Genomic DNA, 22,262 nt, shown 5'->3' on the forward strand with positions numbered 1-22,262 from the left:
GTTCTATGAGTTACAGGGGGTTCTGAGCGGCAAGATCAGGCTGAACCGAGTTCCTACTCCGAGTGTACTTTCGATTGTGAGCTTTCCACCATGTCGTTGCGCCACCTTGGATACGAACGCGAGGCCGAGCCCGAAACCATTGTGCCTTGAGCCTATTGGTGACCGCGAGAAGGGCTTGAGCAGGGCTTGCACCTGGTGCTGCGCCAGGCCCGGTCCCTGGTCGATGACATTGATTTGCCACGAATCATTCGATTGAGTTACTTGGCAAACGATCTCGGTATTGGGTGGGCTGGCCTTGATGGCATTGTCCAGCAGATTGGCGAGAGCTCGATGTAATAGCGCGGTATCGGCAAGGACTTCCCCCTCATCTGGCCGGTCGAGTTTAATGTCGATTCGGCAGGCTTGGGCTATTGACCACGCCTGATCTATCACTTCATAAAGAATGGAATCTAACTGACAGGGGGAGAGGTGGATCTCGCCTTCCTGTGCTTTGGACAGGAGCAGGAAGGATTCAGCCAGTTGCAGCGTTCTGCGAGCGTTATTCTCAACGCGACGTATGAATTCTTCGGGCTCGACTGCATCCGGATTTACGCGCAGCAGTTCAATGAGCGTAAGTGTCGAAGCCTGAGGTGCGCGCATGTCATGGGTGATGAATCGGAGGGCTTCGTCACGCTCGGCTTGCGCCTGACGCAATCCGCTGATGTCGGTAAATATGATGACATATTCATCATCATGGGTAATGGATACGGTTTCGTGCAGGCGCGTCATGCGCAATAAAAGTGATCGCTCTCCATCGTTGCATTCAATGCAGTTCTGCTCGTGCGCGATTATTCCCAGTCCCAGTTTTCCAAATACCGAATCTCCCGCCAGGGTACGCAATCCCTTAAGTAGCGAGGAGGCTTTTCTTTCGCATAAATCAGACGGCGTGTTGACCTGAAAATAGCGGGCAGCCGCTCGATTGGCCAATATCACGTTACTGAGTGCATCACATATGAGCGTAGGGTCTGGAATTGCTTGCAGGGCATCGTCAAGAAACTTTCTGTAATTGTGGAGCTGTGCCGTGCGCTCTGTTATTTGCTCCTCAAGGGAGTGGTTCAGCTCTCTGAGTTGAGCCTGGACTTCGCATGATTCGCATAAATCGGGGACATAGGGCTGAGTCTGCCGATGAAGAGTTAGCAGCCGCGTGAACAGCATGGCCAATCCGAGCATGGCCACGGGTAATGCACCAAGGTTCTGTGCTGTAACCGGTTCGATCCAGCCAAGTCGCGTGGCTGCAACGCTCCCCAGGTACAGTGCCAGGGTGGTCAGCACCACCGTATGGCCAGGAAGCGGGGCGCGGTGCGCCGCGATTAGCGTCAGGATGCCGAAGCCGACGAAATACACAGCACTGATGCACAGAGCGGCCAGCACGCTCAATTGATGGGTGGCGCTTAAGCCAATTTCTAGCGTCGCCACCAGCAAGCTGAGCCTTAGCGCCCAGCGGTGCAGATTGCCCGACGCAGATGTCGCGCCGGTCATCCCCATCATCACCAGCGTCAACGCAGTTGCCACCAATACCACCTGCAGGAAAGGGGCATTCGCCTCGCCGATCTGCAATACGCCACGGAGCCCGAACGCCACGCCCCCGAAGCCATAGGCCAGCGCAAACGACAGTAGCCAGTACCAGCGATGCACGCGCCAGGCGCTAAAGAACAGCGTCCCGGTTAGCGCCAGTGTTGACGCGATGGCACACCCAAGGGGGTCGGTGGTTGGGAGGAACTCCACGAAACTCAATCCTCATGCTCTGTTTGGCTTGTGCGGTTTGGGTTGTGGTGTTCAGGGGAGAGATGGTTGCGGCGCATGAGATTCAGCCTTTTGGGGCTATTTCACTATTCATGCTGGCCATTGTTTGTTCTAAAAAATTGGTTGGGAAGAGGGTAATAACGGGAGTTTGGAATTGTTCAGATTCTGCTGATAAATGTTTGCAATGCCCGCCTTGGCCAAAGCGCTCCGCGTAGCAACAATTTAAGCATCTCCTACGCAGGACTCTTGAAATTGAGTACTGCAAATTCACCGATTCATAAGTTTTTAGCGGGGCCAGAAACATGAACATGACTACTACGGGCGATGCGGGCGATAAGTCGTCGCCGGCATCACCCAACGGAAACAAGCGCCAGGGTGATTGGTTGTTACGGCGCCTGTCTCTGGTTGCGAGGCAGGATGGATTGCTGTCGCGGGCGCAGATTGAAGCTTTGCTCAATCAGGCTCCGGACGATGCCATGCCTGCGGCGGCTTGGCGTGCCTGGATCGTTATGGTGTCCGACGCCTGCAAGCTCCAGATGAGTGGGTGGAGTGATGAGCCGGACGTGGCAATGCTGCCTATGTTGATGCTCACGCCTGAAGGTGAAATGGGCGTGGTCCTGGCGCGTGGCGCCGACGGCAGTTGGCGCATAGATGGGCCGGATGGCTTGGGCTATACGCACGACTGGCAGCCAGGAGCGCAGTTCACCAAGGTTGAAGTATCCGGCGTTGCGCCGGCAAGGCGCAGTGCAAAAGCGTTTTTCAAGGAAACTTTTTTCGCTGATCGACGCTGGGTTTTTTACGCCGCTCTGGTTGCAGTGCTGGGTAACATCCTGGCGCTGGCTACGTCGCTGTACTCCATGCAGGTCTACGACCGGGTTATCCCGACCCAGGGGTTTTCCACCCTGATCGTACTGTCGGTGGGGGCGTTGATTGCCATTGTGCTGGAACTGCTGCTCAAGCTGGCCCGTTCGGCGATTGTCAATGAAGCGTTGTCGCATATCGACATTAACTTGTCTTCAGGGATCTTCGAGCGCCTGCTCAACCTGCGCATGGATCAGTTCCCTAGCCAGGTTGGCAGTCTTTCTGGGCAGTTGCGCAGCTACGAGACCATCCGGGCATTCAATTCCGCCATCTCTCTGTTTGCCTGTTCGGATGCGCCGTTCGCGCTCTTCTTTCTCGCGGTGATCTTTTGGGTCGGTGGTCCTTTCGTAGCGGCGGTGCCTCTGGTCTTTCTGATACTGGCCGTTGTGGTGGGGCAGTTGTCTCGCAGTCGCATTGAACGGGCAGCGATGGCCGGTACCGGCGCCGGTAACCGCAAGCTCGGCCTTCTTGTTGAAGCGGTAAGCGGTGCTGAGGCGCTCAAGGCTGGCGGCGGAGGGTGGCAAGTGCTCACTCGCTGGAACGATCTATCGCGTGAATCCGTACGGCAGGATGCTGATATTCGCCACCTGAGTGAAACCTCCCAGTATCTGAGTGCTGCGCTCCAGCAGTTGTCCTACATATGTATGGTTGCCACAGGCGCCTATGTGGCTACCACGGGCAGCATCACCAGTGGTGCGGTAGTTGCCTGCTCGATTTTGTCCGGGCGCGTACTCACTCCGGTCAACATGATCCCGGGGTTGCTGGTGCAATGGGCAAACGCCAAGGCCGCACACAAGAGCCTTGAGGCCATCTTTGCCCTGCGGTGTGACAACCATGAAGTCGAGCGCCCGTTGGTGCCGCAGCGGATTGAGGGGCGCCTTTCCCTCCAGGATGTGGCATTCACCTATGGCCCGGAAGGTCAGGGAATTGCAATCCCTCGTCTGGAAATCGCTCCTGGCGAGAGGGTGGCCATTCTTGGCGCCATCGGCGCAGGTAAAAGCACAGTGCTGCGCTTGCTCGGCGGTTTCTACTGTCCGCAGCAAGGGAGGGTGTTGCTCGATGGATTGGATATTCAACAGATCAGCCGTGATCGCTTGAGCGAAGTCCTCGGTTATCTGCCGCAGCATGTGTCGTTGTTTGGCGGAACCTTGCGCGACAACCTGCTGCTTGGCCTGTCTTCGAAAGACGACGAGCAAGTGCTGCGAGCGGCGCAGGCCACTGGCCTCCAGGCTCTGATTGCGGGGCACCCCAAAGGGCTGGATCTGCCTATCGCCGAAGGCGGTGCGGGCTTGTCTGGCGGACAGAAGCAATTGGTGGCACTCACCCGTTTGATGCTGTCGGCACCCAAGGTTTGGCTGTTGGATGAGCCCACTGCCTGCATGGACTCGCAAACCGAGGAGCGCTGCATTGTTGCGCTTGAGCAGGCGATGGCGGATGGGGCTACGGCAGTGCTGGTGACTCACAAGCACGCATTGTTGCGCCTGGTAGAGCGGATTGTGGTTTTGACCCCGCAGGGCGTGGTTCTGGATGGTGCGCGCGATGTTGTATTGCGGCAATTGCAAGGAGGTGTGGTGGTAAGCCCCGGTGGCAACCCCTCGAACAGGCCGCAGCCTGGTAATCCCTCCGCGCCGCGTTCTGCGCCTTCGGCGCAGGTAATGACTACGAGGTAATGAACATGCAACGTCTCTCAAAAACTACGCGCGGGTCGCGCAGGGCGGCAGTTTTCATTGTGCTCGCCTCCCTGGGGCTGATCGGCACCATCAGTTTGTCTGCCTGGGTGCGTATCGACGAAATTGTGCATGCCAGCGGTCGCATTGTGGCTGTTGCGGGAACTCAAGTCATTCAGCCGGCTGACATGGGAATTATCTCCGCGGTCCTGGTCAAGGAAGGTGACCGCGTCGAGAAGGGGCAGTTGTTGGTTGAACTGCAACGAGCGCGTGCACAGGCCTCCAACGACGATAGCCAGGGCAAAGTCATAGCATTGAAGGCGACATTGGCTCGGCTGCAGGCAGAGGTGTTCTCCCGTCCTCTGCAGTTCCCTCCCGAAGTGAATGCCTACCCGGAATTCGTACGTAACCAGACTGAACTCTTCACCCTTCGGCAGCGTGCACTCAAGGAAGCGGAGGCCGCCCTGGAGAAGAACCTGCGCCCGGTACGTGCTGAACTCGCTCTCATGCGTCCGTTGCTGAACAGCAAAGATGTCGGCAAATCCGACGTGTTGCGCCTGGAGCACCAGCAGGCCGAGCTGGAGGGGCAGCTCGTCAATCTGCACAACAAGTATTTCCAGGATGCCCAGACGGAAATGACCAAGGCTGAAGAGGACCTCAATACTCGCGAGCAGGAGCTCGCCGACCGCCACGAGCTACTCGAACACACCAGACTGGTTGCCCCAATGAGCGGGGTGGTGCGCAACATCGACATTAATACCGTCGGCGCGAGTGTTCGCCCGGGGGATGTGATCATGCAAATTGTGCCCGGTGATGGTGAATTGGTGTTTGAGGCAAAGCTGCGGCCTGCCGACGTGGCATATGTGCGTAAAGGCGCACCGGCCAGCGTTAAGCTGGACGCCTATGACTACAGCATCTTCGGTGTATTGAAAGGCCAGGTCACGTTCGTAAGTCCTGACGCCCTCACCGAAAAGACAGCACGTGGCGAAGAAGTTTATTACCGCATTCGCATTAGCCTCAAAGGCAGTGATCGCATCCCCGGCACGGATCTGCAACCCGGTATTACTGGCCAGGTTGATGTGCGCACGGGTAATCGCACGGTTCTGAACTATTTGATCAAGCCAATTACCAAAACAATATCTGAGGCGATGACTGAACGCTGAGTTAGTCGCTGTTCAGTGAGAAATAAGAGCATGAATTAAAATTTAAACTCAATTCAACCCATCATATAGGCCGCAGCGGATGTCCCGTTTTGCGGCCTTTTTTGTTTCTGCTGAAGTACTGGCTTTTTCTTGAGGCTGTCTGCGCCGGGTGTTGGCGCGGATATTTATAGCGCTGACCGTTCCTCCGTGGCTGGCAGGGGCCTACCTGCCAGGTGGCGCGGGCTTCGCTACCGGCCAGTAAAGAAGTCGCCGCGCGCCTGCAGATTGCAATGAGCGGAACCAGGCGCTGGGAGTGCCGACGGCATAGCCCTCCTTGCCGCCTGGCAGACGGACAGGGGCTGCCATGATCCCTTGGCAGCGCTGCCGGCAGACGTTGTCGCTTGGCTTGGTCGCAACGCCTGCGTTACCTGCTGCGCCAGGGCCAGCCCACAAACGGCAGCCTGAAACTGCCGCATTAAAGCCTGCGCCAATCATCCCTGCCTGGCTCGATACCCGCTGGAAGAACTTCTGAATCCTCATGCATTGGCGCGGGCAAGCCGCGTTTGGAATTGTTTGGAATCTGTTAGGGATTGTTTGAAATCCGTTAGGGATTGTTTGCGATTTTCCTATTGGGTAGCCGTATTGGGTGGGAGAGCATATGGCTATCTTGGATTTCAGGGAGTTATCGGTGCAATGGCGCACTTTAGTGCTCTTGCAAATCCTGTGGGTTCGATCATTCGGGTGCTTGTCCAGAGCCTCTGGCAAGCCCCATTCGAACTCTTAAATTTTTCGGAAAATTCCTAGGCCCTTTTGAGAGGGGAGGGTGATGTCCTCACCTTTCCCTCAATTAAAGAATTAGTCGTTGCGTTTTGAATTCTGGTTTCTATAGAGGTATGAAAATGACTCTGCTCCTTCGTAAGCATCTGGCCAACGGCCATACTGAAACTGTCCAACTTGTTGCAGACAAGTCTGGGAAGATCGTGAAGATCAAGGCCGAGCCGGGCGCGCATTACGACGTGATTGACTCTGCGACCGGCAATCCGCCGGAGCATCTGTCGGTTAAGCGTGGTGGGAAGGCGCGGAAAGACCTGCTGGTCGAAGTCGACGGCCAGCAAGTGGTGAGTCTGGAAGGGTTCTACAGTGATGACACAGTAGCGACCCCCTGTTACTTCGATACCGCGCCGGGTACTACTGAGAACTTCAGCATTTCGCCGTTGACTGCGGAAGGCCCTGAGGGAGGCCTGATTCCCCCCGCTTCATCAGTTCTCGGGGTAGGCGACATCCCGCTGTGGGCGGTAGGGCTGGCCGGCGCGGGTGTTGTTGGCCTGGCAGCGGCTGGCGGTGGCGGCGGTGGCGGCGGTTCTTCGTCGAAGCGCTCTGCTCCGTCGAACACGCCCTCGAGCAATCTGCCGTCCGCTCCGTCGGCCAAGATCGGTGATCAGGACGGCGACGGTAAGCAGGACGTGTCGGGTACCGGTAAGCCGGGTGACACCATCACTGTATCCTGGCCGGACGGCAGCACCAGTACTGATGTTGTGGACGGTAATGGCCGCTGGCGGATTGACGTACCGCGAACCATGCACACCAATGGCCCTGTATCCGTCACCGAGACGGACTCTTCGGGCAAGGTGAGTCGGCCGACCAATGCCGGCAATATCGACGTAACCCCTCCGGCAGCGCCCGGCCTGGCGTTGGAAAGCGACACCGGCGCCAACGCCAGTGACGGCATCACCAGCAACGGCACCATCAACGTCACCGGTCTGGAAGCCGGCGCTTCCTGGCAATACTCCCTCGATGGCGGCACCACCTGGCTGAATGGCTCGGGTACCCAGATCACCGGTCTTGCCGAAGGCGCGAACACTGTTCAGGTCCGGCAGACCGACGCTGCGGGCAATGTCTCGCCGGTTGCCACGCTGAACGTCACCGTTGACACGGCTGCGGCAGCACCCGGCCTGGCACTGGAAAGCGACACCGGCGTGAGCGCCAGTGACGGCATCACCAGCAACGGCACCATCAACGTCACCGGTCTGGAAGCCGGCGCTTCCTGGCAATACTCCCTCGATGGCGGCACCACCTGGCTGGATGGCTCGGGTACCCAGATCACCGGTCTTGCCGAAGGCGCGAACACTGTTCAGGTCCGGCAGACCGACGCTGCGGGCAATGTCTCGCCGGTTGCTACGCTGAATGTCACCGTCGACACAGCGGCTCCGGCAGCGCCCAGCCTGGCGCTGGAAAGCGACACCGGCGCGAGCGCCAGTGACGGCATCACCAGCAACGGCACCATCAACGTCACCGGTCTGGAAGCCGGCGCTTCCTGGCAATACTCCCTCGATGGCGGCACCACCTGGGTGGATGGCTCGGGTACCCAGATCACCGGTCTTGCCGAAGGCGCGAACACTGTTCAGGTCCGGCAGACCGACGCTGCGGGCAATGTCTCGCCGGTTGCCACGCTGAATGTCACCGTCGACACGGCTGCCGCTGCACCCGGCCTGGCACTGGAAAGCGACACCGGCATGAGCGCCAGTGACGGCATCACCAGCGACGGCACCATCAACGTCACCGGTCTGGAAGCCGGCGCTTCCTGGCAATACTCTCTCGATGGCGGCACCACCTGGCTGAATGGCTCGGGTACCCAGATCAGCGGTCTTGCCGAAGGCGCGAACACTGTTCAGGTCCGGCAGACCGACGCTGCGGGCAATGTCTCGCCGGTCGGCACGCTGAACGTCACCGTTGACACGGCTGCGGCAGCACCCGGCCTGGCACTGGAAAGCGACACCGGCGTGAGCGCCAGTGACGGCATCACCAGCAACGGCACCATCAACGTCACCGGTCTGGAAGCCGGCGCTTCCTGGCAGTACTCCCTCGATGGCGGCACCACCTGGCTGAATGGCACGGGTACCCAGATCACCGGTCTTGCCGAAGGCGCGACCACTGTTCAGGTCCGGCAGACCGACGCTGCGGGCAATGTCTCGCCGGTTGCCACGCTGAATGTCACCGTCGACACAGCGGCTCCGGCAGCGCCCAGCCTGGCGCTGGAAAGCGACACCGGCGTGAGCGCCAGTGACAGCATCACCAGCAACGGCACCATCAACATCACCGGTCTGGAAACCGGCGCTTCCTGGCAGTACTCCCTCGATGGCGGCACCACCTGGCTGGATGGCTCGGGTACCCAGATCACCGGTCTTGCCGATGGTGTATACGCTATTCAGGTCAGAGGGCTCGATACTGCGGGCAATGTCTCGCCGGTTGCCACGCTGAACGTCACCGTTGACACGGCTGCGGCAGCACCCGGCCTGGCACTGGAAAGCGACACCGGCGTGAGCGCCAGTGACGGCATCACCAGCAACGGCACCATCAACATCACCGGTCTGGAAACCGGCGCTTCCTGGCAATACTCCCTCGATGGCGGCACCACCTGGCTGGATGGCACGGGTACCCAGATCACCGGTCTTGCCGAAGGCGCGACCACTGTTCAGGTCCGGCAGACCGACGCTGCGGGCAATGTCTCGCCGGTTGCCACGCTGAATGTCACCGTCGACACAGCGGCTCCGGCAGCGCCCAGCCTGGCGCTGGAAAGCGACACCGGCGTGAGCGCCAGTGACAGCATCACCAGCAACGGCACCATCAACATCACCGGTCTGGAAACCGGCGCTTCCTGGCAGTACTCCCTCGATGGCGGCACCACCTGGCTGGATGGCTCGGGTACCCAGATCACCGGTCTTGCCGATGGTGTATACGCTATTCAGGTCAGAGGGCTCGATACTGCGGGCAATGTCTCGCCGGTTGCCACGCTGAACGTCACCGTTGACACGGCTGCGGCAGCACCCGGCCTGGCACTGGAAAGCGACACCGGCGTGAGCGCCAGTGACGGCATCACCAGCAACGGCACCATCAACATCACCGGTCTGGAAACCGGCGCTTCCTGGCAATACTCCCTCGATGGCGGCACCACCTGGCTGGATGGCACGGGTACCCAGATCACCGGTCTTGCCGAAGGCGCGACCACTGTTCAGGTCCGGCAGACCGACACTGCGGGCAATGTCTCGCCGGTTGCTACGCTGAATGTCACCGTCGACACAGCGGCTCCGGCAGCGCCCGGCCTGGCGCTGGAAAGCGACACCGGCGCCAACGCCAGTGACAGCATCACCAGCAACGGCACCATCAACATCACCGGTCTGGAAACCGGCGCTTCCTGGCAGTACTCCCTCGATGGCGGCACCACCTGGCTGGATGGCTCGGGTACCCAGATCACCGGTCTTGCCGATGGTGTATACGCTATTCAGGTCAGAGAGCTCGATACTGCGGGCAATGTCTCGCCGGTTGCCACGCTGAACGTCACCGTTGACACGGCTGCGGCAGCACCCGGCCTGGCACTGGAAAGCGACACCGGCGTGAGCGCCAGTGACGGCATCACCAGCAACGGCACCATCAACATCACCGGTCTGGAAGCCGGCGCTTCCTGGCAATACTCCCTCGATGGCGGCACCACCTGGCTGGATGGCTCGGGTACCCAGATCACCGGTCTTGCCGAAGGCGCGAACACTGTTCAGGTCCGGCAGACCGACGCTGCGGGCAATGTCTCGCCGGTTGCTACGCTGAATGTCACCGTCGACACAGCGGCTCCGGCAGCGCCCAGCCTGGCGCTGGAAAGCGACACCGGCGCGAGCGCCAGTGACGGCATCACCAGCAACGGCACCATCAACGTCACCGGTCTGGAAGCCGGCGCTTCCTGGCAATACTCCCTCGATGGCGGCACCACCTGGGTGGATGGCTCGGGTACCCAGATCACCGGTCTTGCCGAAGGCGCGAACACTGTTCAGGTCCGGCAGACCGACGCTGCGGGCAATGTCTCGCCGGTTGCCACGCTGAATGTCACCGTCGACACGGCTGCCGCTGCACCCGGCCTGGCACTGGAAAGCGACACCGGCATGAGCGCCAGTGACGGCATCACCAGCAACGGCACCATCAACGTCACCGGTCTGGAAGCCGGCGCTTCCTGGCAATACTCTCTCGATGGCGGCACCACCTGGCTGAATGGCTCGGGTACCCAGATCACCGGTCTTGCCGAAGGCGCGAACACTGTTCAGGTCCGGCAGACCGACGCTGCGGGCAATGTCTCGCCGGTCGGCACGCTGAACGTCACCGTTGACACGGCTGCGGCAGCACCCGGCCTGGCACTGGAAAGCGACACCGGCGTGAGCGCCAGTGACGGCATCACCAGCAACGGCACCATCAACGTCACCGGTCTGGAAGCCGGCGCTTCCTGGCAGTACTCCCTCGATGGCGGCACCACCTGGGTGGATGGCTCGGGTACCCAGATCACCGGTCTTGCCGAAGGCGCGAACACTGTTCAGGTCCGGCAGACCGACGCTGCGGGCAATGTCTCGCCGGTCGGCACGCTGAACGTCACCGTTGACACGGCTGCGGCAGCACCCGGCCTGGCACTGGAAAGCGACACCGGCGTGAGCGCCAGTGACGGCATCACCAGCAACGGCACCATCAACGTCACCGGTCTGGAAACCGGCGCTTCCTGGCAGTACTCCCTCGATGGCGGCACCACCTGGCTGAATGGCACGGGTACCCAGATCACCGGTCTTGCCGAAGGCGCGAACACTGTTCAGGTCCGGCAGACCGACGCTGCGGGCAATGTCTCGCCGGTCAGCACCCTGAACGTCTCGGTCGACACCTCAGGCAGCCTGCTGCCGGACGGCTCTGCCGATCCGCTCGCCACTGCGACCGTAACCATCATCCACATTTCGCACGATAGCGGGGCAAGCGACTCCGACTACATCACCAACGACAACACCCTTGTCATCCAGGGCACCAGCTCGGCTCCAGACAATACCGGTATCGCTGTCTACGTAGACGGCGTGTTCGCCGGTTATGCCATTGTGACGGGCGGCGCGTGGGGCTACCCCATTGCAACGGCTCTTGCCGACGGCGAGCACGACATTGAAGCGAAACTGGTGGATGCGGCCGGCAACGTAGTCGGCCCGGTATCTGTTCAGGTCGTCACCATCGATACCGTCGCCTCTGGCACACCGACTGCGCAACTGGATCCGTCCAGCGATACGGGCATTTTGGGCGACGGCATTACCGCCAGCGACTTGCCGGTTATTTCGGGAACTGCCGAAGCCGGTGCCGTGGTAGAAGTAACGATCAACGGTCACACCTACACGGCCACCGCCGATGCTGCGGGCCGTTACTCCGTGGCGGTCACCGATCCGCTGCCAGATAACACCTACACGCCGCACGTCAAGTTCACTGACAAGGCCGGCAACATCGCAGAGGCGGACGGCACCCCCTTCACCGTCATCTATGCCTCCGCCATTCATGTCACTCTGGATACGCTGACCGACAACGTCGGCGTACAGCAGGGCACCCTGAGCGCCGGCCAGTCCACCGACGACAGAACGCTGGACCTCTCCGGCACCCTGTCGGCCAGCCTCAGTACCGGCGACGTCGTGGCCATCTACGACGGCAGCATCCGCCGGGGTACCGCCACCGTTACTGGTACCAACTGGACCTACTTCACCGGCCTCCTCACCTCCGGCGCGCACAGCTTCACTGCGCGCGTCGAGAACACCGTCAGCGGCCAGTACGGCCCGTCCAGCCCGGCCTTCGCGGTCATCGAAAGCTCCGTGGCCATCGGCAGCGTCGGCGACGACATTGGCCTGGTGCTTGGCGCGGTGGACAACGGCGCCGCCACCGACGACCATCTGCCGACCCTTACCGGCACGCTCGGCGCGGCGCTCGGCGCAGGCGAGAAGGTTGCCATCTACGATGGCGCCACCAAGCTCGGCAACGCCGTGGTCAACGGCACCACCTGGACCTTCACCCCGTCCACCCCGCTGGCAGACGGCGCGCACATCCTGAGCGCCCACCTCCAGAGTAGCAGCGGCACCGACCGCATCCTCTCGGGCAACTACACCATCAACGTGATCTCTCCTGTACCTCCGACCCAGACCGTAACCATCGCCACCGTAGCGGACAACGTCGGCGTGCAGCAGGGCAACCTGACCGCCGGCCAGTCCACCGACGACACCACGCTGGCCCTCTCGGGCACCCTGTCGGCCGGCCTCAATGTCGGCGACGTCGTGGCCATCTACGACGGCAGCACCCGCCTGGGTACCGCCACCGTTACCGGCACCACCTGGACCTACACCACCGGTGCACTGGCATCCGGCGCCCACAACCTCACGGCCCGCGTCGAGAACCCGGTCAGCGGCCTGAGCGGCTCGTCCAGCCCGGCCTTCTCGGTCATCGAAAGCTCCGTGGCCATCGGCAGTGTCAGCGATGATGCCGGCCTGGTGGTCGGTGCGGTGGCCAATAACGGCACCACCGACGACACCACCCCGACCTTGAGCGGCACGCTTGGCGCCGCCCTGGGCGCGGGCGAGAAGGTGGCCATCTACGACGGCGCCACCAGGCTTGGCGACGCCGTGGTCAACGGCACTACCTGGACCTTCACCCCGACCACCGGCCTGGCCGTGGGCGCGCACACCCTGAGCGCCCACATCCAGGATGGCAGCGGCACCGACCGCATCGTTTCGACCAATTTCACGATCAACACAATCACCGCGCCCGTGGCGCCGACCCAGACCGCTACCATCACCACCGTGGCGGACAACGTCGGCGTGCAGCAGGGCAACCTGACCGCCGGCCAATCCACCGACGACACCACCCTGGCCCTCTCCGGCACCCTGTCGGCCAGCTTCAGTACCGGCGACGTCGTGGCCATCTACGACGGCAGCACCCGCCTGGGTACCGCCACCATTACCGGCAGCACCACCTGGACCTACACCACCGGCGCACTCGCATCCGGCGCCCACAACCTCACGGCCCGCGTCGAAAACTCGGTCAGCGGCCTGAGCGGCTCGTCCAGCCCGGCCTTCTCGGTTGTCGAGAACGGCACCACGATCGCCGCATACAACGACGTGGGTACCGAGGTTGGCAATGGTCCATCCGTTCGCTACATCCTGGTACAGCGCGAGAACATCTCGGGCTGGTGGCTGAGGGCGGGTGAGATCGAGGTCTACTCGGGCGGTGTCAACGTCGCTCGTGGCAAGACCGTCACCACGTACAACGGCACCAACGGCAGTGGCGCAGTGGACGGCAACCCGAACGCCGAGTATTCCAGCGGCGGCTGGTCACAGACCGAATGGCTGCAGATCGACCTGGGCGGCTACTACACGGTGGAGAGCATCCACTACGTGGGCGGCCTGTATGGCGCAACCGACAACAACAACCTGACGATCCTGGGCGGCACCACCTCGCTCTCCGGGCGCACCCTGGCCGACCTGACGGCCGACAGCAATGTCGTGAACTATGGCAGGACGCCGTCCAACGGCCCGGCCCAAGGGGCCACCTTCACCCTGGATACCGGAGTAAGCGATGCTCCGACGGCCGATCACCGGCCTGAATTCTCCGGTCATCTGGATGCCGCGCTTGGCGCGGGCGAGAAGGTTGCCATCTACGATGGCGCCACCAAGATCGGCGAGGCCACGGTCAATGGCACCAGTTGGACCTTTACTCCCACCGTTGACCTGTCGGACGGTGTGCACACCCTGAGCGCCCACATCCAGAGTAGCAGCGGCACCGACCGCATCCTCTCGGGCAACTACACCATCAACGTGGTCTCTCCTGTGACCCCGACCCAGACAGTAACCATCGACACGGCGGTGGACAACGTCGGCGTGCAGCAGGGCAACCTGACTGCCGGCCAGTCCACCGACGACACCACGCTGGCCCTCTCGGGCACCCTGTCGGCCGGCCTCAATGCTGGCGACGTGGTGGCCATCTACGACGGCAGCACCCGTTTGGGTACCGCCACCGTTACCGGCACTGCGTGGACCTACACCACCGGCGTACTGGTATCCGGCGCGCACAACCTCACGGCACGCGTCGAGAACCCGGTCAGCGGCCAGAACGGCCCGTCCAGCCCGGCCTTCGCGGCGCTCGAGAACGCCGTCGCTATCAGCGGCGCCCTCGACGACGTGGGCGCGGTGGTTGGCGCTGTCGCAGACAACGGCACCACCGACGATGCCACCCCCACCCTGAGCGGCACGCTCGGCGCGGCGCTGGCGGCAGGTGAGAAGGTGGCCATCTACGACGGTACCACCCGGCTCGGCGACGCCGTGGTCAACGGCACCACCTGGACCTTCACCCCGGGCACCGGCCTGGCCCAGGGAGCACATACCCTGAGCGCCCATATCCAGGACGGCAGCGGCAACGACCGCATCCTCTCGGGCAACTACACCATCAACGTGGCCTCTCCTGTAGCACCGACCCAGGCCGTGACCATCGTGGCCGTGGCGGACAACTTCGGCGCGCAGAAGGGCAACCTGACCGCCGGCCAGTCCACCGACGACAGCACGCTGGACCTCTCCGGCACCCTGTCGGCCGGCCTCAATGCTGGCGACGTGGTGGCCATCTACGACGGCAGCACCCGCCTGGGTACCGCCACCGTTACTGGTACCAACTGGACCTACTTCACCGGCTACCTGGAATCCGGCGCGCACAGCCTCACGGCACGCGTCGAGAACCCCGCCAGCGGCCTGAACGGCCCGTCCAGCCCGGCCTTCGTGGCGGTCGAGAACGCCGTCGCCATCAGCGGCGCCGTCGACGACGTAGGCGCGGTGGTCGGTGCGGTCGACTACGGGGACATCACCGACGACACCATGCCGACGCTGAACGGCGAGCTCGACGCGGCGCTGGCCTCCGGCGAGAAGGTGGCTATCTACGATGGCGTCACCAAGCTCGGCGACGCCGTGGTCAACGGCACCGGCTGGACCTTCACCCCGTCCACCCCGCTGGCGGACGGTGCGCACAAACTGAGCGCTCACATCCAGGACGGCAGCGGCAACGACCGCGTCGTCTCCGCCAGCTATACGGTCAAAGTGGCCTCTCCTGTGCCCCCGACCCAGAACGTGGCCATCGTGGTCGTGGAGGATAACGTCGGCGTACAGCAGGGCAACCTGACCAACCTGACCGCCGGCTCCACCGACGACACCACGCTGGCCCTCTCCGGCATCCTGTCGGCTGGCCTCAATGCCGGCGACATCGTGGCGATCTACGATGGCGCAACCCGCCTGGGTATCGCCACCGTTACCGGCACGGCCTGGACCTACACCACCGGCGCGCTGGCCTCCGGCGCGCACAACTTCACCGCGCGCGTCGAAAACCCGGTCAGCGGCCAGAACGGCCCGTCCAGCCCGGCCTACTCGACGATCGAGAACGGTATTGGCTTCGCAGTCACGGTGGATCAGGGCAATATCAGGGCGGATTCGGCGAGCACCACCCAGCTTGCCTACAACCAGTACGTACAGTCGACGGGGTCCATCATCGGCACGGGGCTGGTCAGCGGCATTACCTCAGCTTCGCAGGTCGCGGCCATGTCCGGCGGTACGCAGGTCGGCGGGGTAAGCGCCTACGGCGTCTACCTGTTCGATAACTCGACACCGGGTGTCGTCAAGTTCTGGCTTGAAAAAGTCGATGAAATTTTCGTCAAGGCCGTTCAGGTCTCGCTGACCAATGACGCGGAAGGCAACATCATCGCGACGGTGCTGCAGGCGAAGCATTCGTCGGCTGACCAGTTGGGCATCATCGACTTCAATGTCAGCGGCATCCAAAGCGCTATCGCTAACTCGGCCTCGCAAGGCGGGTACGGTGTCTCCTCCCTGACGCTTCAAGTAGTGGCAAATGCGCTCGTGCAGGATCACACCCCGACCCTGGAGGGCACGCTGGATGCGGCGCTGGGCGTGGGTGAGAAGGTGTCCATCTTCGACGGCGCCACCAAGATTGGCGAAGCCACGGTCAATGGCACCCATTGGACCTTCACCCCGGCCACCCCGTTGGCTGAGGGCGCGCACAACCTCAGTGCCCACATCCAGGATGGCCTCGGCCACGACCGTATCGTCTCGGGCAATGTCGTGATCAACGTAGTCTCTCCAGCGGCCCCGGCCCAGACCGTGACCATCGTGGCTGCGGTGGACAACGTCGGCGTCCAGCAGGGCAACCTGACCGCCGGCCAGTCTACCGACGACACTACGCTGGCTCTGTCCGGCACCCTGTCGGCCGGCCTCAATGCTGGCGACGTGGTGGCCATCTACGACGGCAGTACCCGCCTGGGTACCGCCACCGTGACTGGCACCACCTGGACCTACACCACCGGTGCACTGGCGTCCGGCGCGCACAGCCTCACGGCGCGCGTCGAGAACATCGTCAGCGGCCTGAGTGGCTCGTCGAGCCCGGCCTTCGCGGTCATCGAAAGCTCCGTGGCCATCGGCAGTGTCGGCGATGACGTGGGCGCGGTGGTTGGCGCTGTCGCAGACAACGGCACCACCGACGATGCCACCCCGACCCTGAGCGGTACGCTCGGCGCGGCGCTGGCGGCAGGCGAGAAGGTGGCCATCTACGACGGTACCACCCGGCTCGGCGACGCCGTGGTCAACGGCACCACCTGGACCTTCACCCCGGGCACCGGCCTGGCCCAGGGAGCACATACCCTGAGCGCCCATATCCAGGACGGCAGCGGCAACGACCGCATCCTCTCGGGCAACTACACCATCAACGTGGCCTCTCCTTTGGCCCCAACCCAGACCGTGACCATCGTGGCCGTGGCGGACAACGCCGGCGTGCAGCAGGGCAACCTGAGCGCCGGCCAGTCCACCGACGACACCACACTGGCCCTCTCCGGCACGCTGTCGGCTGGTCTCCATACCGGCGACGTAGTGGCCATCTACGACGGCGCAACCCGTTTGGGTACCGCCTCCGTGACTGGCAACACCTGGTCCTACACCACGGCAGCGCTCCAGGGTGGTCTGCACAATCTGACGGTACGGGTGGAAAACCCGGCATCCGGCCTCAATGGCCCTGCTGCGTCGTTCGACGCCGACATCAAGTTTGTCGAGCTCCAGCAGGTGGTTGTCAGCACGGGTGCCCAACAGGGCAACCTGGCCGCCAATGGCGCTACCTCCGGCCTGAGCGGTGATAGCTCGCCGGTACTGTCGGGCCTGCTCAAGGGTGCGCTCGATGCGTCGGAGCGGATCGCGGTATACGACGGTACGACCTACCTCGGTGCAGCGACGGTGGCCGACGGCGTGTGGGCATTCAATACCTCCGGCCTGGCCGCAGGGCAGCATCAACTGCGCGTCGTGCTGGAGGACTCGGCTACCCATGCGCCGGTCTCGCAGGCCTCTTACAACCTGACGGTCGATACTGCCGTGCCGCACCAGAGGGCCGCCATTACCTCCGTCGGTGGTGAAAGCACCAGCGGTGTGGATGTTCACAACCGTCTGCCGCAGATCGTGGGTACCCTCAGCGCCAACCTCACGGCTGGCCAGAAGGTGGGTGTGTACGACAACGGCGAACTGCTGGGCTACGCAACCGTCAGCGGTTCGGGTTGGACCTTCACCCCGGCCTACGAGCTGGCGGGCGGCAACCACTCGATCACGGCCCGCGTGCTGGGTGGTGTGGACGGTGTAGCGTCTCCGGCCTTCTCGGTCTACGAGAACACCATCGACGCGAACGCGGTCTCCGTGTCCTCGGCCACTCCGACGTTGACCGGTTCGGTGCTCGCCGACCTTCGGGCGAACCAGGTCGTCGGCATCTATGACGGCGACACTCGCCTGGGTTCGGCAACGCTCAACGCCAACCACACCTGGACGTACTCGGTGCCTGCGGCCTTGGCCAATGGTCTGCACCATCTTTCGGCCCGGATCGAAGACTCCACCACGCATGTCCCGGTGGTCAGCGATACGGTCGATTGCCAGGTAGGCACCCCTGCCGTTACGACGACGCTCATGATCACCAGCGACGGTTCGGTGGCCTACACCGATGACGGTGGTGTGAGTGTGGACGGCCGCTCGCCCACTCTGTCGGGCCAGCTCAGCGGGGCGTTGCTCTCCTCGGAGGTGGTGGCGATCTACGACGGCTCTACGCGTCTGGGCACCGCTACGGTCAATGGCACCACATGGACGTTCACGGATCTGACCAATACCCGCACCGGCTTGCAGAAGGTCGTATGGTCCGACGGGCTGCATAACCTGACGGCACGGGTCGAGAGCACGCTGTCTGGTGCCCAAGGCCCGGCCAGCCCGGCAGCGGTGGTCAACCTGCTGCACCTGGGCTTCGATACGATCCAGGACGATGTGGGTGGGGTCCAGGGCAACCTGAAGGCCAACTCCACGGCCACCGAGTTCGTGACCGACGATGGCACCCCGTTGCTCGGCGGCACGCTCTCGGCTGCCATGCAGCCGGGCGAATCGCTAGTGATTTACGACGGCACCACTCGCCTGGGCACCGCCACGCTGAACGGCACCACCTGGAGCTTCGCCAGCACATTGGCGGTTGGTACGCACCAACTGACGGCTGTGGTGGAAGATGCCAGCGGCAACGCTCACGTCCGCTCGACTGCCTTCACTGTGAATGTGGAGCCGGCTGTGGCCCCGACGCAGGCGGCGACCATCACTGCGGTCAACGACCCGGCCTCGCACGCAGCGATTACCGATGGCGGTACGACATCGGCCGCGACTGTCGGCCTGAACGGCACCGTCAGTGCCGCGCTGGCTACAGGTGAGCAGGTGGTGGTGTACGACGGCTCCAGCCGCCTGGGCGTGGCCACGATGATCGATGCCACTCACTGGTCCTACACCACTAGCAACCTCGGGCTGGGCGGCCACGCCCTGACGGCGCGCGTCGAGACGACAGCCGGCCAGCAAGGTGCTGCTTCGTCCGCGTGGGATGTTGCGGTCCAGGGTGACCACCCGACCCAGGTTGTGACCCTCGACGGTCCCCAGCCAACGGCCTACAGCTCCGGCGGCCAGACTTCCTACGGAGATTTCGACGGCGGCGTGAATCACTACTACGGTCGTTTGTCCGATGGCCTGGGAGCCAACGAGAAGCTCGCTGTGTATGACGGCGCCACCCTGGTCGGCTACGCAACGGTATCCGGGCTCTCCTGGACGATGGATGTCGATGTAAACCAGCACGGGAGCCACGCTATCTCCGCGAGGGTCGTCGATACCGTGACGCACGCCGAGGGGACGAGTTCCAACGTGAGTTCGTTCATTACGGTGTTTGGCTCCGACAACCACTCGTTCACGATCAACAATGACAACTTCACCACAAGCAACGATGTCAGCGGTTGGTCCGGCCCCCTGCAGGATGGTGCGGTCACGGACTCCACCAGCGTCTCGGTGGGTGGCTCGATCGATTATGGACTCGGCGCCGCCGTCAACGTCTACGACAACGGTTCGCTGATCGCCAGCTTCTCGCAGGACGACAGCGGCTGGGGCGGCACGATCAACGGCCTGAGCCTCGGCGAGCACACGCTGGAGTTCCGGACTGCGGTGGAAGGCCAGGAGTCGGGCGTCCTGAAGACCATGCACCTTACGGTGGTCGAGCAGAACGGCGAAGTGGCCCACCTGCTGCAGGACGTTGGCGGCCTCAAGACGCTGAATGTGGCTGGCCATGACCAGATCATCGACCTCAACAAGGTCGCCGACCTGCGCATTGACTCGATCCTCCTCGATGGCACGGGCGCCAACACGCTCAAGCTGTCGGCGGCGGATGTGCTCCAGTCCGGTGTCGATCAGTTCAACAATGCCAGCGGCTGGACAGGGCTGGTCAGCGGCGGTCGCCATCAGATGGTGATCACCGGTGGAGCTGACGATACCGTCCAACTGGGTCAGTCCTGGAACGCAGCTGACTGGACCAGGGCTGGTACTGTGACGCACGGCGGCCACACCTACGACGTGTATAACAGCACCAACGGCCAGTCGCAGGTGTTGCTGGACGAGGCGATCATGCGCAGCAACAGCGGTGCCGTCCTGTAACCCTCGGTTCCGCTTCGGCGGATAGGGGAAGGCGCACAACCCGGACGTTTGGGTTGTGCGCGGTTCCCTGGTCAGGAAGGCGACTTTTCCACGGGGCGTCGGCGCAAGCCGGTGCCCCGTTTTTCATTTATGTCATTGCAGGGATTGGCCGCTTGGCCCGCGCCTGGCTGCCGGATTCCCGCACGGAACGATCAGGCGGGGAATCACCTGGCTCACCCAGCGTATGAATCGGTAGGGATCAAACCCGCCCGCAGGGGGGATTGCCCTCGGCAGCGTAAGGTGGCGGGGCAGCCGGTTCAGCGTCCGCTCCCGCCACATGGGGCGCACCCAGCGCCATCATCTGCATCTTGCTCAGATCACCAAGGGCCTCATTGAGGCTCAGGGTATGGCTGTTCAACTTTCGCCCCCGAAAGAGCAGCAAAAGTACAACTTCGCCATATGAAGTTATAGGTTCGCTTGCAATCCATTGATTGTTAAAGGGGGCTTCGTTCTATCGACACGAAGGTCACCGGCGGCGTTTGCAATTGTTTGCTTAGTGGCAGCAATTGTTGACTGTTGCCTTATTGGGCGACGGAACTCGATACGGGACAATTTGCATGAATTGGCTATCCGTTGTTTACGAGGGATATGAATATGAAAGTCTTCAAAGCCGACCCGTGTCGACTCCGTCCGATTAATAGGTTGCCGTTGCGTCCGATCGTATTGGCAGTGTTATTGATCGCCAGTGGTACTGGCAATGCAACTGTCAATACTTTCAGCGATACCAGTGCCGAGAGTCTGACGCTGCAATCACTGCTGGACGAAACGCTGCGCAGCCATCCGTCGTTGGGGGCCGCGCGTGTCGAAGTGAAGGCGGCGGGCCAGGACGTCGAGGCCGCGAAGCTCCAGCGCCTGCCGTCACTCACTGTGGGCGCGGAGCGCGGCACGGACTCGAATGAAAGCCGGTCGTCCGTGCAGTTGAAGCAGACGATATGGGATGGCGGACGGGTCCGCGCGGGCATCGACTCTGCTTTGGTCGGCGAGCAGGTTGCCCGCGAATCAATCCGCAGCCAATGGTGGAGCCTGGCGCAACAGATCATCGATGCGTGGCAGCAGCTCCTGGCCTTTGCAGGCAAGCGCGATGTGGCCCACGCAACGATTGCCAAGCTCGAAGAGTTGCAGGCAAGCATGCAAAGACGTGTGGCCACTGGCGCCTCGCCCGAGATCGATCTCGACCTGGTGCACGCGCGGCTATTGCAGGCGCAGACGGAGTTGCAGGAGGCTCAAGTGGGCTTGCGTACTACGTTGGCGACATTGGCGCAGCTCAGCGGGGTGTTGGAGCTCACGCAGTTGCCGATCGATTCCATCCAGCCTGAACGTTTGCCGGTACAGGACCTGAAAATGGCAGCCGCGCAGTATGCCGACACCGATTGGCCCGCGATGGCGGCCAAGTCCCCTCTGGTTGTCACTGCTCACTATGCGGTGAGTCGGGCTGAGCAGCAGATGAAGGCCAGGCAAGCCGAGCGCTGGCCCGAGGTGTTTGTGCGCCTGGACCAGCCGCTGGGAGGCAATGGCAGCAACAATGGCGACCGTTCAATGGCTGCCTTCATCGGGTTGAGCTACACCCCCGGCAATGGATTCTCTTCGTTTTCTGCGGCGAAGGCGGCAGCCACCCGCGTCGGGGCCGCCGAGGAAAATGTCGGTACGGCCATTCGCGAGATGAGAAAACTCCAGGACGCGCAGGTGGAAACCTTCTTTGGTACCCAGGCCCGGCTCGAGTCGCTGCGTGCTTCGGTCGACAGCAGTGCTTCGATAGTCAGCTCTTATGAGCGGCAATTCATTGCCGGCCGAAAGTCGTGGCAGGACGTTATGAATGCGGTGCGTGACCTGGCTCAAAATGAATATGCCTGGCAAGACGCGAATGCCCGGGTGGCGGGTTCGCTTTATCAGTTGAAACTTCTCTCCGGGCAGCTCGATAAAAACTTCTAAAGAGG

Annotated in this window: 5 protein-coding genes; 4 read left to right on the top strand and 1 reads right to left on the bottom strand. The window is 62.4% G+C overall.

What is annotated here, in order from left to right; genetic code table 11:
• Window positions 1–3 precede the first annotated feature (3 nt).
• Entirely contained in the window at window positions 4–1,764 is a 1,761-nt protein-coding gene (locus tag OU419_RS09085; RefSeq protein ID WP_254476737.1) for a sensor histidine kinase, read from the bottom strand.
• 320 nt (window positions 1,765–2,084) lie between these two features.
• Here OU419_RS09085 and OU419_RS09090 point away from each other — a divergent pair, with 320 nt between their 5' ends.
• The 4 genes from OU419_RS09090 to OU419_RS09105 all read left to right on the top strand — a co-directional run bounded on the left by OU419_RS09090 (window position 2,085) and on the right by OU419_RS09105 (window position 22,257).
• On the top strand, window positions 2,085–4,313 hold the full coding sequence (locus tag OU419_RS09090; protein ID WP_254476738.1) for an ATP-binding cassette domain-containing protein: 2,229 nt from the start codon (window positions 2,085–2,087) through the stop codon (window positions 4,311–4,313).
• 5 nt (window positions 4,314–4,318) lie between these two features.
• Window positions 4,319–5,473, top strand: coding sequence for an HlyD family efflux transporter periplasmic adaptor subunit (locus OU419_RS09095; protein ID WP_254476739.1), 1,155 nt, complete (start codon window positions 4,319–4,321; stop codon window positions 5,471–5,473).
• Window positions 5,474–6,351: 878 nt separating this feature from the next.
• A complete protein-coding gene (locus tag OU419_RS09100; protein ID WP_268173312.1) occupies window positions 6,352–20,289 on the top strand; it encodes a beta strand repeat-containing protein in 13,938 nt (4,645 codons plus the stop codon).
• A gap of 633 nt (window positions 20,290–20,922) precedes the next feature.
• Window positions 20,923–22,257 carry a TolC family protein gene (locus OU419_RS09105; protein WP_254471829.1) on the top strand — a complete coding sequence of 445 codons (1,335 nt, stop codon included), beginning with the start codon at window positions 20,923–20,925 and terminating at the stop codon, window positions 22,255–22,257.
• Window positions 22,258–22,262: the final 5 nt, after the last annotated feature.

This window comes from Pseudomonas triclosanedens (genome assembly GCF_026686735.1).
Taxonomy (GTDB): Bacteria; Pseudomonadota; Gammaproteobacteria; order Pseudomonadales; family Pseudomonadaceae; genus Pseudomonas; species Pseudomonas triclosanedens.